Origin of the sequence: Psychrobacter namhaensis, assembly GCF_016107545.1 — a bacterium.
Taxonomy (GTDB): Bacteria; Pseudomonadota; Gammaproteobacteria; order Pseudomonadales; family Moraxellaceae; genus Psychrobacter; species Psychrobacter namhaensis.
In genome coordinates this window covers 252,182-268,879 of sequence record NZ_JABASS010000002.1, presented here as the reverse complement: position 1 = coordinate 268,879, position 16,698 = coordinate 252,182, and the positions used below count along the sequence as shown (strand labels likewise).

Here is a 16,698-nt window from a genome sequence, read left to right as displayed (position 1 = left end):
CGTTTGATGGTCAAACTCTGACTTTCTATTCGTAATAAAAAGTGGTTTTAACTGGTAGTTCAACCTTTAATATTGTTTGCGCCATTAATTTGAAGGGAGTATATCAATCTCTTTTAATGGACTGTTAGCATTAATCATTACCAATAGAATGAACGGTTGATATAGGATATGAGTGGTAGTTTTTCTAAATTTCAATATAAAAAATGCTAACTAGCATAAAAAAATATAGGGCGGCGGGGACAGGATTTACACAGTCTCTGATGGGTCGCAGTTGTAAAGCACGCACAGAAAATTTAGGTCAATAACTCACTGTAATGACTATAGATTTTCTATTCAACCTGACCAGATAGTATCAATAGACGTGTGATAGCTTTGACTTTGTAAATAAATGTTTACTAGTGTTTTATACTAACTAAACTGTTTAAGAATAAATTTATGACAAACTATTGATAGTAAATAAAAGAGAGTTAAATTAAAAATAAACAAAGGTTTTATTTTTCTTGATAATACACTCTATTAATTAAACACAATTGCTTTTCTCAACATGACGCTCCTAGTTTACCTTTTACGTTTATTTTAAGACCTGATCTTTAGATATAAAAATAGCTCAATGATATTATTATCAATGAGCTACATAGTTATAAATACAACATTACTTAATTATGTATTCCTCAGAACGGAATATCGTCATCTACGGGACCATCTGGCATGGCAGTAGGTTTTGACTGTGCAGGCTGCTGCGTCGGTTGGTTAAATTGATTTTGCTGAGCAGGCGCACTTTGGTTGTTATTAAAGCTATTTTGTCTGCCACCTTGTGCCATCCCTTGAGCGGCGTTGCCTGCTTGATTATAGCCGCCTTGCTGATGGTTTGCTTGTTGGCCAAAGTTATTTTGATTGCTTTGACCACCTTGATTGCCATAACCGCCTTGGCCTTGGTTTTGACCACCAAAAGCATTGTCACCTTGTCCACCGCTCATGCCATCTAGCATTTGCATTTGTTCAGCACGGATCTCGGTAATATAACGGTCTTGTCCGTTTTGATCCTGATATTTACGCGTCCGTAAACTGCCTTCGATATAGACCTTGCTGCCTTTACGTAAATACTGTGCAGCAATCTCTCCCAAACGGTTAAATAGTGAAATACGATGCCATTCCGTCGCTTCTCTTTTTTCGCCGCTTTGTTTGTCTGTCCACTGCTCCGATGTCGCAACCGAAATATTGGTCACGCTACCGCCATTATTGAATTGACGTGCCTCAGGGTCTGCTCCAAGGTTACCGATAATGATAACTTTATTAACTCCGCGCATGGTACCGTCCTCTTACTTATGAGTAATCTGATGAATCTGTTTGATGTTTATTTAATAGTACCAATAAATACTATCTATAATATGATTTTACTTTAACCAATTTTTGTTTAAATATCTAGGGGGCTTTGTGCCAAACGCGACAGGGTTTGTCGCGAATCATCGGTCAGCTGCGTCTTATCCAGCTTCAAATAAGCGACCTGTTCTTTTGCCATCACCACCAACTCATCAACCCCATCTACCGCCAATATTTGGCGTGACCAGTCTTGTATATTGATGTTTTTAGGAATAGTCACGGTCGTACTTGACAGATAAGGGGGCTGGGCAATCGGAATAATAACCAGTAGTGATGCACCCATAATAATGGCCAGTATGCCCCATGCCAACAAGTTAGGCTGGTTCAATAACAGTCCACCCATCGCCCCACCGACGAATGCTCCAAAGAACTGACTAGAGGAGTTAAGCCCCATCGCGGTGGCTTTATTAGCGACTGGGGCCCGCTTCGAGATCCACGAAGGAATCGTCGCCTCAAGCAAATTAAAGCCCATAAAGTACAGCAGCAAGCCCAATATAATACCGACACCCATCTGACTACCGAGCGCAAGCAACACTAAAGCGCTAGTCATGAGCGCAATCGCTCCCAAAAACACTTGGCGCATTCTGCGTTTCTTTTCGGCGATAATGATAAACGGTATCGCAACGGCAAAGCCAATAAACAATAATGGCAAATAAACCAAGCCCTGCTGACGTACCGATAACCCCATCACCTCATTAAGCTGGTGCGGCAAAATAACAAATATCGCGGTCATCGTTAGATGTAAGGCAAAAACACCGATGTGTAAGCGGTTTAAATCCCCTATGTTAAGCACAGTCTTTAATTGTTGACCAATCGATTTGTTGTCTAAGTTGTGCTTGAGTACGCGTAGGGGTGTGGGCACCACCAGTAATAATAACATTGCCAACACAGCAAAGCCCGACGTTAACCAAAACAGCCCAGAGATACCGAGCGACCCGACCAATAAAGGACCAAAGGCAAAGGCCAGCATGATAGAGGTTGCAATGGTCAATCCCATCGTCGCCATCGCTTTGGTACGCATCTCTTCCCGTGTCACATCTGCCAACAACGCCATGAGGACAGCAGAGACAGCGCCACTACCCGCCAGCGCACGACCAATAATCACCTCATAAATATCCGTCGCATTTGCGGCGATCATACCGCCGATGGCAAACAGAATTAAACCCAAAAATATGATCGGTTTACGCGGAAACTTATCAGCAGCAAGGCTCATTGGTATTTGAAAAATAGCCTGCCCCAATCCATAAATACCGACTGCCAAGCCGATCAAAAACGGCGTCGCGTGCGCATAATTGTTACCATACACAGAAAACACGGGCACAATCATAAACAAGCCGATCATCCTCAAGGCAAAAATACCACCGACCCCGAGGATTGCTCGTCTCTCTACGCTATTCATACTCGCCTCACTGGTTGATCATTACTGGTTTATCACGGCTGTACTGCTGATTTAGCACTACTGGTTTATCAAGGCATCAGCCTATAAATCAAAGCCCCTAGTATAAGACATTCATCGTTTGGTTGCCGAGACTTTTGTCTTGCTGATTCGGTATCGCACATGACAGCCACCCAAGTCATTCATATTGCGCGATAATTTTGTTACCAAGTGCATCTAAGGCTGGATCATACCTTGAATAATGCCTCCATCATGACAATAAAGTAAGGCGTCATAAATGCTATTCCCTCATCTGCTTTATGACGAACGCCTCGATAAAATGACAGGATTGGGTTAAATCTATAACAAACACCACCTGTTACTTAACATTTATTTGTTTTAGATTCGCTTAGTAAGATCGCTTAGTAAAATTAAAAATTAAAATAAACCACACGTAAATACTCATTCACGCTTTCGAAGAATTCATTCACTTAGCTTAATTGACCTTTTTATATGTTAGATATCTTTTTAAATACCATTTTAGCAAATAGGAAACCTATCACCGATGGCACATGACCATATCGCAATACGCGGCGCACGTACCCATAATCTAAAAAACATCGACCTAGATATTCCACGGGATAAATTTGTGGTGATCACGGGTCTATCTGGCTCTGGTAAATCTTCATTAGCATTCGACACGCTGTATGCCGAAGGGCAGCGCCGTTATGTCGAGAGCTTATCGGCGTATGCGCGCCAGTTTCTCTCACAAATGGAGAAACCTGATGTCGATAGCATCGAGGGTCTGTCCCCGGCGATTGCTATCGAGCAAAAATCCACCAACCATAATCCACGCTCGACCGTCGGTACGATTACCGAGATTTATGACTATCTGCGCCTGCTCTATGCGCGTATCGGTACGCCATACTGTCCTGAACATGGCGAGCCCATGGTGGCACAGTCGGTCACCGAAATGGTCGATCAGGTCATGGCCTTGCCTGATGACACCAAGATCATGATTTTGGCACCCGTGATTCGTGAGCGTAAAGGTGAGCATACCGTTTTGCTTGAGCAACTGATTGGTCAAGGCTTCGTCCGTGTGCGCGTCGATGGTGATGTCTACGATACCGATGAGCTACCCACACTCGATAAAAAGAAAAAACATACCATCGAAGTGGTGGTTGACCGCTTTAAAGTCCGTGATGATTTGGGCAACCGTGTGGCCGAGAGCTTAGAGACCGCCCTACGTTTAGGTCAAGGACTGGTCACGCTACACTTTATGGATGGCAATCCCAAAGAAGGCGGGGATGACAATCAAGTCATGTCAGCCAAGCACTCATGCCCTGTCTGTGATCGTGCGGTGCCTGAGCTTGAGCCGCGTATGTTCAGTTTTAACAACCCGTATGGCGCGTGCCCAAGCTGTGACGGTCTCGGTAAACGTCAGTACTTCGCCGCCGAAAAGCTCATCACCCATCATGAAAAATCGCTCAATCAAGGTGCAATCAATGGTTGGGATAAACGTCATGCTTACTACTTTGGCTTGCTGAGCACCGTCTGCAAGCATTTCAAAATCGACATGGATACGCCGTGGCAAGACCTGTCAAAAGAACAGCAAGATATCATCATGCACGGCTCCGGCAAAGAAAAGCTCACCTTTAACTTTACCGATGAGCGTGGCCGCAAGACCAATAAAACCGTACCCTTTGAAGGCGTACTGCCTTATCTAGAGCGTCGCTATGCCAAAACGCAAAGCAATCTGGTGCGTGATGAGCTGGCCAAATACTTAGCAGATACCACCTGTAACGTCTGTGATGGCGCACGTCTAAACGAAATCTCGCGCAATGTCCGTGTCGATGATCAAACCATCGCCGAAATCGTCAAGCTGTCTATCGGCGATGCGGCTGACTATTATAAAACGCTAAAGATTGGCGGTCATAAAGGCGAAGTTGCCGAAAAAATCTTTAAAGAAATCAATGAGCGTTTAAACTTCCTCGTCAGTGTTGGACTTGATTACTTGACGCTTGCTCGCTCTGCTGAGACGCTATCGGGCGGTGAAGCACAGCGTATCAGGCTTGCCAGCCAAATCGGTGCTGGTCTGATGGGCGTGATGTACGTGCTCGATGAGCCGTCCATCGGTCTGCATCAGCGTGACAATGATCGCCTGCTAAAGACGCTGACGCGCTTGCGTGACTTGGGCAATACCGTCCTCGTCGTTGAGCACGATGAAGATGCCATTCGCCAAGCAGATCACGTCATCGATATCGGTATCGGCGCGGGTGTCCATGGCGGTCATATTATCGCCCAAGGCACAGTCGATGACATCATGGCAAATAAAGACTCGCTCACTGGACAGTACATGTCTGGCGAGAAGAAAATCGAGATTCCAACCGTTCGACACAAAGCCAAAACCATGGATGTCGAAGTCAAAGGTAAAGCCAAAGCCAAAAAAGCACCGATGACGATTGAGCTAAAAGGCGCATCCGGCAATAACCTGCATGATGTGGATTTGTCCATACCAGTCGGCGTGATGACTTGTGTCACTGGGGTATCCGGTTCGGGTAAGTCGACGCTAATCAACCGCACCTTAATGCCGTTGGCAGCGACTCAGTTAAATAACGCTTCCACGTTGATTGCAGATAAGTTTGAGAGCATCAGCGGTCTTGAGCATTTGGATAAAATGGTCGACATCGATCAAAGCCCCATTGGCCGTACGCCGCGCTCAAACCCAGCGACTTATACCGGCGTGTTTACCCCTGTGCGTGAAATGTTTGCGCAAACGCAAGAAGCGCGTGCTCGTGGTTATAAAGCGGGACGCTTTAGTTTCAACGTCAAAGGCGGACGCTGTGAGATGTGCCAAGGCGACGGTCTGATCAAAGTTGAGATGCATTTCTTACCAGACATGTATGTGCCGTGTGATACCTGTGAAGGCAAACGCTATAACCGCGAAACCTTAGAGATTCACTATAAAGGCAAGACCATCGCTGATGTGCTCGATATGACCGTTGAAGATGCCACTGAGTTCTTTTCAGCCATTCCAGCGATCTATCGCCGTTTGCAAGCCTTAATGGATGTCGGTCTCAGCTACATCCGTCTTGGACAGTCTGCGCCGACGCTATCAGGCGGTGAAGCGCAGCGGGTCAAACTGGCGCGTGAGCTTGCCAAACGTGATACCGGACAGACGCTCTATATCTTGGATGAGCCAACCACAGGTTTGCATTTCCATGATATTGATAAGCTGCTGCATATTCTGCACACCCTACGCGATAAGGGCAATACCATCGTGGTCATCGAGCATAACCTTGATGTCATCAAAACGGCAGATTGGGTGATTGATCTTGGCCCTGAAGGCGGTAAAGGTGGCGGACTGATCATCGCTGAAGGCACGCCTGAGGAAGTGGCGGAAGTCAAAGAATCCTATACGGGTGTATTCTTAAAGCCGATGCTAGAGCAAGGGTTAAAGGACGTAAGCTAGTTTGTTAATGGTTAAATAGTGATTGAAAGGCTGCTCTTTAGGGAGTGGCCTTTTTTGTTGGGCGAGTCTTAAGTTAAGTGCTAGTATAACTATTAACTGAAGAACATCTGTAAGGTAATAAGCAATGGCAAATGTAGCAAATCTTGAAAAACGACTTGCAGATTTAATTGATAAAGAAAGCCCATTTTCTATTGCATTGACTGGCGAATGGGGAATTGGTAAGACTCATTTCTGGAATAACTTTAAGGAAAAGTATCATAACCAATTTAAACTAAGAAAATATGCCTATGTATCTCTATTCGGTATTGACTCTTTAGATTCTTTGAAGTATGAAATAGCAGTTAAAACTCATAAAATTGATCAGCCAGAAGACAGAATGCAAGGAGCTAAATCACTATTCAATAAAGCTTTAGACAATGTAGATCTATCTAAGGTAGAAGGGAAAGGATTAAGCCTTAATATAGGTAAAAGCCTAATAACTAGTGCTCTTTCTAGCTTGGTATCTAAGACTACTATCTGTATTGATGATGTCGAAAGAATTTCAGACAGTCTCTCACTAAAAGATGTCATGGGTTTACTAAACGATTTGAAGCTAGAGAAAGACTGCCAAATCATTATAATTTTACATGATGTTAAAGCGAATGAACAATTTCAAGAATATAAAGAAAAGGTGCTTGATGATGTTCTCGTTCTTGATGATAACTTAGATATATTAGAAACTTTTATAACAGATAAACGTGCACTAGATGTTATGCAACTATTCTATCGTACACTGAATGTCAAAAATTTAAGATTTTATAATAAGGTATTTATTAATTATAAGCAGATTGTCACCTCTATAAACTCACTAAGCAAAACCAGTAAAGAATATATACTGAAAAACCTTCTAGTTATCCGATGGATAGATGAATTTCAACCAGAAATACCGCTAGATGATGATAAGAATTTTTTTACAGCTACCTTAGATTTATTTCATGATAGTAATAGAAGTTTCATCATAATGTCGGATGATGATTTTTTAAATCAGAGTGATGAGCTCAAAGCTTTTAGACGTTACCTCGATGCATTTTATCCTTTATTTTTGTTTGATAATTGGGCTAAGCATATTATAAGTATGCTTACCAACCATGATATCTCAGAAGAGTCTATACAAGATTTACTGAGAAGAGACGTCTTATCAGAGATGCAACTTCAAGATGAATTAGCTCATGAAAAAGTTATAGATGAATTTCATAGCCTTGAGCTTCGGCCTAATTTCTGTGAACGCCTATATTATTCAGCCTGTACTAAAATCCAAAAACCTGAGATGAATAATATTAGCTTTTATTGTGACATACTTGAAAACTGTAACAGGGCAGATTTAGCGCAACAGTTAGAGAGTCACACTAAGCAGTTTATCAAAAATGGAATAAAATCATCACAATCAAAACCTTCTATTGATGACTGGTACCGGTTCGGCAGGCAGCCCCACGACCGCTTCTATGATTTCATCAAAAATGAAATTGAAAATTATAGGATACCAAATATCAAATCTAGCCTTATTTCTACCATATTCTTAAAATTTCATGACAATAATCGTAACGGGTGGAATTCTAGTGATAAAGATATCATATCAATGATAGATAAGGACATTTTAGAAGAACTAGTTTGGGCAGACCTTGATGATAAAAAATATCGAAAGCATTTTATTCATTCAATCCTTTTACATCCAGTGCTAAATGAAATTGAAGGAAAAAGAGAAGAAGTAAGACAGTGGATAATAGTGCTTTTGGACGAAAAAATAAGTATGAGTCCAGAGAGTGAAGCGCCTATCAAAATGTGGTTAAGTAGTACTGATAATTTAACAAAAAACCTGTTCTAGTCATAGTTATTATAGCTTTCGACTAAAATAGTTGTCTAGAGAAAAAAAGGCTCTCTACAGATACAAAGCCACTTCCTAAACATACTCCCTCTCAACATTCATCACCCGTGCATCTACTGTACGTTCTAGCTTCTCTTCAATTTGACTACACTGCGACTCGACCTCACGTTTGGACAGTCCTACTATCACAAACGTCCATTCGCTGGCATCATGGCGCGCGCGGCCGCCGCTCTCACATACCGCGACACTTGGCGTATTGCCAAAGCGCGCATGTAAGCCGCCCATACGTTGGCGTTTTTCTTTTAGCGAGCCGCATCCGGGCAACGAAAACGTCAGTGTCAAAATAGCGATATGCATTTTATGCTCCTTGCCAAAACCATTTATACTTTTATAGTAGCATCAAATATAATGGCTGATAATGGTTGATATTGTCTGCGCGTCAGTACCTAGACCCTTTATAATAGCGTATCAATAACCAAGTTGCGTATCCAATCCATGACTTCTATCAGCTACGTCCAGCAGCAGCGCATTACCCGATTGTGCGTGCGCTGCGGATTACTCCTTATGCAGTATGGTGCTGAGTCTGCCGTGGTGGTGGACTTATCCAAACGCCTAGGGCTGGCCTTGGGGATGAACAGCGTAGAGTGTTCGCTCAATTTCAATGCCCTGACGCTGACCACTATCTGTGATGAACGCTGTATTACCACCACTCGGGACACGATCAATCAGAGCATCAACGTCAATTTATTGGTGCAAATACAGCAAATCGTCAATAAAACCGAAGCTGCTATAAATAACGACAAGCTCACGCCTGAACTGACTGACCACACCACGCTTGCGTTTGATGAGCTAGATAAGACGGTGTATCCAACCTGGCTGGTGGGCGTGTTTGTTGGTGCGTCTTGCGCGGCGTTTGCCTATCTGAACGGCGGCAGTTGGTCGATCACCGCCGTGACGTTTATCGCGGGTATGGTCGCGATGTTTACTCGTATCTATCTGGCCAAACACCATTTTAATCCTTTTATAGCAGTCATCGCGACCGCGTTCATTGCCTCACTAATTGGGGCGACGACCTATTATTTTGATATTGGCAATAATGCCGATATTGCCGTGGCGTCCAGCGTGCTGCTACTGGTACCAAGCTTTCCTTTGATTAATTCTTTTTCAGATATCTTAAAAGGCTATGTCAATATTGGCGTTGGCCGTGCGGTATTTACTTATATGCTCACTTTGTCCGCTTGCGTTGGCATCGTGATGGCGCTGGTTTTACTGCAAATACAGCACTGGGGGTTTTGAGATGTGGTTCATTGAAACCGTTGTACTGTCTTGCATCATTACCCTTGGCTGGACGCTTATGTTTACGCTCCCCAGACGCTATATTTTGCCGTGTTTGCTCATGACGGCTTTTGGCTTTGGACTAAAGACTGCCCTTGTCTATCAGCATGTACACATCGTGGTTGCCAGCTTTTTTGGGGCGATGCTTGCCAGCTTTTTGGGCGTGTACTTTTCTAAGAAATACACCCTACCGCCCAAAGCCTTAATCTCACCCAGCGTCATCTGTATGATGCCCGGTATCGCCGCTTATAAAGCGATGGTCAGTATGGTGCAGATTGGCTATTTTGGCTTTTCAGATGAGTTATTTAGCCAAATGATGGTGTATTTATTTGAGGCGTTGTTTGTGACCTCAGGATTGGTGCTGGGCTTGTCCATTCCTGGCCTACTGTTTTATAGACGTCGGGCGATCGTTTAGGGGGTGGGCGGTTTTTGGCGGGATAATAGCACGCGCTTGGTTTTGTGCTATTCATACTGACAGCACAATCACGTTACTGCTATGATGCGATTAATAATGATCGTTGAGAGATGACTGTGTGGCAGGTGTACTTGTTTATATTACCGATTGGTCTTGGAATCATGACCTTGGCAGCAAGCTTGTTGTTTTTATTTGCTTATCTTATGTCTGACGACAATGCCACGCGCTTGCCAGCGTTTAACTGGTTTAAGCGCTTAATTATTGTGGCATTTATCCTGCTGAGTATTGGCCTGTTTATGACTTTTGGCCATTTTTGGGGTTAACCAAGCACACGTTTATGCGTGAACGAATTTTTCTAATTCTAATAACTCTAAATCTTGACGCTTTGGCTCGCCATTGTTGCCATCATTTGGAAACGGCATCTTATTACCGTTCAACTGATAGCCACGGCGCTGATAATAAGCCAAAAGCTCAGGCCGATGGCTTAATATAGACATGGTCAGACGCGCAGATTTTTTATGAGGCGTTGGCATCTCTGTCTGCAAATGGCGCGCTGCAAACGTCTCTGCTGCCTGCAATATCTGATGACCAACGCCCTGCCCTTGCAGTTCAGGATGGACCGCAAACATGCCGATGTAGGCTTTTTTATGACAGACACTGTTATTTACGTCATGATCGGCTTTTATATCGACCGCGATGCAGCCTAATAACGCACCTGTCTCCTCGCCATCACGACTGCCTGTCGTCGTTTTCGGGTAGACGAAGAGATAATGCGTTGGATTAGCAATGGTATTCGCCAGCTCCTCTGGCGTAATCCGGATACCACCGATTAAATCCGCCTCATTGGTCCACCCTTCTGTCTGCCGATAACAACGGTTGAGTAACTGCTCAAGTGCCTCCATGTCATCCGCTTTGGCCTGACGTAAAAATACCGAATCCTTATCCATATGATGATTTTCCTTTTTTATCTGTATAGTAAAAAACTGGCTCAGTTCACTAAGCCCGCCTAAATACTAATCCTTATCCGTTTTGAGTGCTAGCGCGATAACGCATGCGCTTGGTCAATCATGTCAAATCCAGCCTTAATTTGAGCGCGCGTTGGGGCATGACCACGGCGGAGTAGCTCAGAGAAGGCAACCAGCTCTTTGTCGCGTCCCAGTGAGAGGGCAGCGCTTGCCCGTGTGTTCTCTTCTTCATCATCAAAGTAGTATTCGATACAGTCGAACTTACTGGGTGTACCAAACAAAATCCCCTTATCATGGGTCGTTGCATGTCCACTATAACGCAAGCTGTTACCGTACTGCGCGGTCCAAAAAAACGGAATACGCTCCTCTAAAGCGTTTACGTTATCTTCCTCCAAGATAGCCGCTGCCGTTACCATGCCATGCTGCAAAGCCACGCGCCAATGCTCAATACGCATGCGCCCCATCTGGTTGGTCGCGTGGGCGATGTCGCCCAACGCATAAACGCCATCGCGCAGTTGCAGGCGCTCATTTACTTGCACGCCATCTGGATCATTGACCTCATTTAGCAGAGCGGTACGCGGGGTCACGCCTGTACCTAATATGACCATATCGGCGTCCATTTTGGTGCCATCAGACAGGGTTACGCCGCTGACGTTACCACCATCCTCATGAATTTCGTCAACGTCCGCGCCGAATGCAAACATAACACCTTTTTCTTTATGCAGATCAATCACAGCATTGCTAATGCTCTCGGAGACGATATGACTCAGTACCCGCGCGCTACGACCAACGACCGTAATAGAGGCTATCTCTCCTACTTGCATCAGCGATGAGGCCACCTCCATACCGATAAAGCCAGTCCCGACGATAACGACGTGCTTGCCGCGACTTGCCGCTTTGATGCCTTTGGCGTCATTCATACTGCGTAGTGTATACACACCATCAAGCTCACTCCCTTTAAACGGGGGTATCTTGGGTTCAGCCCCTGTCGCCACCACCAAAAAATCGGCGGTTTGTCGTTCGCTATGACCACTATTGTCTTCCATCACTATGGCGCACTCATTCGGCAATACTTCGCTCACCACTTGATTTAAACGCAGCTCAATGTTGTTTTTATTGGCCCAGTCTGCCCCGCCCAGCATTAAATGTTGCTCATCCATGTCGCCGGTTAAAAACATTTTGGATAATAATGGGCGATTATAAGGGGCTTTATCATCCGCACTAATGATGGTGATTTTACCCGCATAACCGGTACGGCGCAGCTGATTGGCTGTCATAAATCCCGCCCCGCCGCCACCAACGATCATAGTATGTGTGTCTGCCAGCTTGTCATTTGCCACCGTCTTATCTATCCTCGCTGAGGTATGTACAGTCAAGCTATCACCCTCATCAGTCAGCTCGTATTGGGTAAGCCCTATAGTGGCAACAGGCTCTAGCAATGTGCCATCGCGGCTATCAAAAGTCGCATGATGCCAAGGACAAATCACGCGATTGCCGCAGCGTAAGCCGTCGCCTAAGTCTGCCCCAGCATGCGGACATTTGCCATCAAATGCACTAAACTCATTCTCATCACGAGTGACCAAAATGATACTATCGTCATCTTGTTTGTAGGATTTCATGCCGCCACTTGGTATATCGGCTTTATTAATAGTGACTGTATTGATCATTGCCTTGGTCATAATGCGTCCTTAACCGTTATAATAATGTCCTCTTTAGTCGGATTAAAAATAAGCACACTGAACCAGACACTTTTAACTTATCCGATTGTTTCTTCACCGACTTTTTACACACGCGATGCATTGATAGTAGCAAGCCCACTTCATGCGCGATGTTTTTTTGTATGCTGACTGCGTTGCAAAACGTAATGCTTGACTTTTCATTCTTACTTTTACGCCCTCTCTTTAAAACGCATCATCAAAATAAAAGATCCTTTTATGACTTCTCCAGATAAAAACATAACCCCTACCGCCCACTCTCCGTCTGCTTTTGAGGATGAGGCATTTGATATCTCAAATATCGATGTTGCAGCCGTCACTGATACCGCACACCTACCCCAGCCGACGCAGCAGCCGTTAAAACAAGCACGTTATAAAGCCTATGCAACCGACTTTGTGGTCAACGAACTCTTGCCATTAGACTTCACTGGCGAGGGAGAGCATTTATGGCTACACATCCAAAAGTCAGGAATGAACACGGCGTATCTTGCCAAATTACTCTCAGAGTGGGCCGAGATTCCATTACGTGATGTGGGTTACTCAGGACTCAAGGACCGCCATGCATTGACCACGCAGTGGTTTAGCCTGCGCATTCCCAAAAAGCAGTTGCCAGCCTCTGAGTTTGCCCCGCTAGATGTCGCAGAGCATGAATCAGTCACCATTCTCGCCCAACAGTGGCATAACAAAAAGCTCAATCGCGGCACCCACAAAGCCAATGAGTTTGTCATCACTTTGCGCAATATCCAGTTTGCAAGTGCTAACGAGGAACACACTGGACTGTCTGATAAGCAAAGCGTCGAGCAGCATTTAAAGCACATCGCTAAAAGTGGCGTGCCCAATTATTTTGGCCCGCAGCGCTTTGGACGTAACGGTAATAATATTAGAGAGGCACTGGCGTTGTTTGCGCGGCCTCTACCAGACAGTCGACCGCAGCCCAAAAAAAGCAAACGCAAGCGCGCGCCGCGTGAGCAAAACACCATGGAGCTATCGGCTGCGCGGAGTTTGATATTTAATCAGATACTGGCAGCACGAGTCAGAGATGACAGTTGGAATGAGGGTCTAACAGGGGAAGTGTTTAACTTAGATGGCTCGGGATCGATATTTACGAGTGAAGACGTAGACGCGACCCTGCGGGCGCGGCTTGCCAGTGGTGACATTCATCCAACGGGCGTTTTATGGGGCGTGGGTAACGATAAAGTCAGTGGCACAGCGGCAGCCATCGAAAATGACACTGTGCAGAACAGTCCCCTATTAACACAACTAGCCACAGGCTTAGAGAAGCGCGATATCAAAGCACAACGGCGACCACTGCGATTGCCTGTTGCCGCAATGAGCTGGGAGTGGTCAGACGAGCAGACGCTTGTATTGAGCTTTACTTTAACGACCGGTAGCTTTGCGACCAGCGTCTTGGCAAGCTTGGTACAGCAACTGACGTCCTAATTAAGCAGGTCACAGCGGCAAAGACAACGTGTGAAAGTCAGTAACATCAGCCCTTTAGTTATTATAAAGTGCCTCCACACTGTTTTTTTCTTCTGCCAACATCTTCTTCTGCCAACATCGCATTGGCACTCACAACTTGATTACGACCACGGCCTTTCGCCTCATACAGTGCTTTATCGGCAGTGCTGATTAAGCGCTGACAAATATCTTGAGGCAACTGCGCGGTTAAGATTTTTCTAGCGCCGCGTTTATTGGGGCGCAACTTAACCTTTTGGGACTGATTGAGCTCACTCTCCGCTTCTTTTTGGACCAGCGTTGCGTGTGCTTGCTTGATGCAGGAACGCGCGCCATGCGTCAGGGTATATAACCCCAAACTGGCGGTCACCCTAAAGGTGATATCGTCATCGGCCGTTATCACCTGCTCAGCAATGCTGCGCCTGAGTTGTTCAGCAATGAGCATGGCGCTATCGTGCTTCGTGTCTGGCAGCACAATCAAAAACTCCTCACCACCATAGCGACTAACGATCGCCTCATCAGTGAAAAACTGTCGTAGCGTCTGTGCCACTTCCGCCAACACCAAATCACCAACATCGTGACCATAATTGTCATTGATGTCTTTAAACCAATCCAAATCCAGTAGAATCACGCTAAAGTCTTGCTGATTGTCGACCGACTTCAACGCTTGTTTCATTTGGGTCAAACCATAACGGCGACTGTTGAGCTGGGTCAGCTCATCTTGATTGGCATGCTGTAGCGTCTCTTTTTTACTTTCATCTAATATAGACAACAGCGCACGAAATATATAAATGATAAAAATGGCTTTTGGTAGCGCCATATAGATGTGAGTGGCGCGCCAAAAAAATGCGGACGAGTAGCGCAGTTGACTCAAGCTGTCCCAGCTGAGCGCACCCTTTTGCAAAGCAGCAGCAGAGACCGCATTTTCGATCGCTGTCATCTCACTATAGGTGAGATAGCTATAAGTACCTAAGGGAAAAGAGCTAATGGACATTTGACGTAGATTGGGTAACGTCACGCCGAAGTAAGGCAGGAGAGTGACCGCTAAGATCACAGCAGCGTGCCCTAAAAACGCGCGCCATACATAGCGCCGCTGTACTAGCATCATCGCCAACATCGCCCCACCGACCAGCGAAACCCCAGCCACCAAACTACTATGACCCATGACCACAATGACCACAGCAATATAAGTGCTGTAGAGTGTCACTAAGATGGCCTGCCATTGATGCAACGCGTCATTGTCTTTTCGAATGGGCGATAAGCGGCTAACCATCCAAAAAGAGTACGCCCCCATCAGTGTCACCCCAATCCATAAAGGGTACAGCAGTGTCACATTCACATAAGGGGCATACACATCTTGGCGCCACCAGACGACCAAACACCAGAGCCAATGTGAGGCGACTTCCATCAATATAAACAGTGCCAGCAGTGAGGTCCTATCAGCAGCTTGCCACCCAAAAATCACTCGAGAGAGTTTTCTGTAGCCGAGATGAGATATTGATACAGCCATAATAGGGCTACCACAGACAGTGAGAGTTATGAGAGGTCTTGAATGTTCAACCATAGCACTGACAGCGACTCTTTTTTAGACGGATCTTTGTTAAAACAATCAGTTTAGTCATTTTAACCGAGTGTGTTTAACAGAGAATTGGTAAAATTGTCCTGTCTTTGCAAGCTAATATATTTAGTGTGGCAACTTTTGTCTTAGTTATCAATACGCTTCATTGATTCATGCGTCAACACATGCCGCCTTCTTTTAATCCGTGCCAATGTTGAGACTGCGTTCTGGCTATTTACGCTTAATGACAATTTGTTATAGATGTCACTAAGACAGTCGCGCAAAAGACTGCCAAACCCCTTGCTGCTCAGCGTTCAAAACAGGAACATCGCCTAGACGCCGCCACGGCATATTACTACCATGAAAGTCGCTGCCAATCGATGCGCCAAGATTGTGCTCAGCGATACTGCGATCGACCATTCTTCGAGTGCTTACCGGCTCGCTGTTGGCAGGCAGCTCACAAGCATCGCCACCAAGTTGTGCAAACTCCTCAATAAGCTTACGAACTCTCGTCGCTGAAAGCTGATAGCGCGTTGGATGCGCAAGCACAGCCTTACCACCGCAAGCATGTATCAGCTCGATACCGTGCTGCATCGTCAGCGCCTCTATGGCCACATAAGCGGGTTTATTATCAGCTAAATACTTATCAAATGCCTTTTGGACGGTCTTTACCTCACCGCGCTCAAATAATACTTGCCCAATATGAGCACGCCCTACTGCCTGTGCATTGCCGCCTGCCTTATCAAGGACGGCTTGCCATAGCTCGTCATAGTTGATGTCTAATAACTCACTGAGCTTTTCGGTAATTCGCTGCCCACGGGACGCCCGGCTGTCTTGCAACTGCTGTAAGGTTGCATGCATTTTTTCGCGATCCGTAAAATCGAGCCCAAGCACATGGATGATTTTATTGGTGGATTTGTTTTTGCCATAACCACCGCTTAGCGTGTGCTCACAGCTGATTTCAACGCCATTGATGAGCTGCATATCACAGGCAGCAGCCACAGCTCTCGCCTCATCAATTCCTGCCAGCGTGTCATGGTCGGTCAACGCCAATACATTGACGCCGGCCGCATGGGCACGTTGTACCACCTCCGTTGGGCTATAGGTGCCATCAGAGCAAGTACTATGACAATGTAAATCGATTTTCATAAAGCTGGCCTTAAGATT

General features: G+C 45.4%; 13 protein-coding genes. 6 read left to right on the top strand and 7 right to left on the bottom strand.

Annotated elements, in window-relative coordinates; genetic code table 11:
- Positions 1 to 671 precede the first annotated feature (671 nt).
- Together ssb and JFC06_RS03075 are read right to left on the bottom strand one after the other, a co-directional pair.
- Positions 672 to 1,307, bottom strand: coding sequence for a single-stranded DNA-binding protein (gene ssb / locus JFC06_RS03080; RefSeq protein WP_193004719.1), 636 nt, complete (start codon positions 1,305 to 1,307; stop codon positions 672 to 674).
- 107 nt (positions 1,308 to 1,414) lie between these two features.
- Positions 1,415 to 2,779, bottom strand: coding sequence for an MFS transporter (locus tag JFC06_RS03075; RefSeq protein WP_193004720.1), 1,365 nt, complete (start codon positions 2,777 to 2,779; stop codon positions 1,415 to 1,417).
- Between the two features lie 541 nt (positions 2,780 to 3,320).
- Here JFC06_RS03075 and uvrA point away from each other — a divergent pair.
- Both uvrA and JFC06_RS03065 read left to right on the top strand, forming a co-directional pair.
- Positions 3,321 to 6,227: an excinuclease ABC subunit UvrA gene (uvrA, locus tag JFC06_RS03070; RefSeq protein ID WP_198333921.1), complete on the top strand. Its 2,907-nt coding sequence runs from the start codon at positions 3,321 to 3,323 to the stop codon at positions 6,225 to 6,227.
- A 124-nt stretch (positions 6,228 to 6,351) separates the two neighbouring features.
- The gene (locus JFC06_RS03065; RefSeq protein ID WP_198333920.1) at positions 6,352 to 8,088 is read left to right on the top strand and encodes an AAA family ATPase; all 1,737 of its coding nucleotides are present in this window, start codon (positions 6,352 to 6,354) and stop codon (positions 8,086 to 8,088) included.
- Between the two features lie 75 nt (positions 8,089 to 8,163).
- On the opposite strand, the gene JFC06_RS03060 is transcribed toward JFC06_RS03065, so the two are convergent.
- Positions 8,164 to 8,445 carry a DUF503 domain-containing protein gene (locus JFC06_RS03060; RefSeq protein WP_198333919.1) on the bottom strand — a complete coding sequence of 94 codons (282 nt, stop codon included), beginning with the start codon at positions 8,443 to 8,445 and terminating at the stop codon, positions 8,164 to 8,166.
- A gap of 138 nt (positions 8,446 to 8,583) precedes the next feature.
- On the opposite strand from JFC06_RS03060, the gene JFC06_RS03055 reads away from it, so the two are divergent.
- The 3 genes from JFC06_RS03055 (at position 8,584) to JFC06_RS03045 (ending at position 10,161) form a co-directional block, all read left to right on the top strand.
- Positions 8,584 to 9,384 (top strand): threonine/serine exporter family protein, encoded by an 801-nt coding sequence (locus JFC06_RS03055; RefSeq protein ID WP_198333918.1) that lies wholly within the window; start codon positions 8,584 to 8,586, stop codon positions 9,382 to 9,384.
- A 1-nt stretch (position 9,385) separates the two neighbouring features.
- Positions 9,386 to 9,838 carry a threonine/serine exporter family protein gene (locus JFC06_RS03050; protein ID WP_198333917.1) on the top strand — a complete coding sequence of 151 codons (453 nt, stop codon included), beginning with the start codon at positions 9,386 to 9,388 and terminating at the stop codon, positions 9,836 to 9,838.
- 110 nt (positions 9,839 to 9,948) lie between these two features.
- Positions 9,949 to 10,161: a hypothetical protein gene (locus JFC06_RS03045; protein ID WP_193004728.1), complete on the top strand. Its 213-nt coding sequence runs from the start codon at positions 9,949 to 9,951 to the stop codon at positions 10,159 to 10,161.
- A gap of 12 nt (positions 10,162 to 10,173) precedes the next feature.
- Here the strand turns inward: JFC06_RS03045 and JFC06_RS03040 are convergent, their stop codons facing one another.
- Both JFC06_RS03040 and JFC06_RS03035 read right to left on the bottom strand, forming a co-directional pair.
- Entirely contained in the window at positions 10,174 to 10,785 is a 612-nt protein-coding gene (locus JFC06_RS03040; protein ID WP_198333916.1) for a GNAT family N-acetyltransferase, read from the bottom strand.
- 89 nt (positions 10,786 to 10,874) lie between these two features.
- Entirely contained in the window at positions 10,875 to 12,482 is a 1,608-nt protein-coding gene (locus JFC06_RS03035; protein ID WP_198333915.1) for an FAD-dependent oxidoreductase, read from the bottom strand.
- A 255-nt stretch (positions 12,483 to 12,737) separates the two neighbouring features.
- On the opposite strand from JFC06_RS03035, the gene truD reads away from it, so the two are divergent.
- Complete coding sequence (gene truD / locus JFC06_RS03030) at positions 12,738 to 13,958, top strand: tRNA pseudouridine(13) synthase TruD (RefSeq protein WP_193004731.1); 1,221 nt, start codon at positions 12,738 to 12,740, stop codon at positions 13,956 to 13,958.
- Positions 13,959 to 14,019: 61 nt separating this feature from the next.
- Here the strand turns inward: truD and JFC06_RS03025 are convergent, their stop codons facing one another.
- A complete protein-coding gene (locus JFC06_RS03025; protein ID WP_193004732.1) occupies positions 14,020 to 15,483 on the bottom strand; it encodes a GGDEF domain-containing protein in 1,464 nt (487 codons plus the stop codon).
- 315 nt (positions 15,484 to 15,798) lie between these two features.
- Complete coding sequence (locus JFC06_RS03020) at positions 15,799 to 16,680, bottom strand: PHP domain-containing protein (protein ID WP_198333914.1); 882 nt, start codon at positions 16,678 to 16,680, stop codon at positions 15,799 to 15,801.
- Between the last annotated feature and the right edge of the window lie 18 nt (positions 16,681 to 16,698).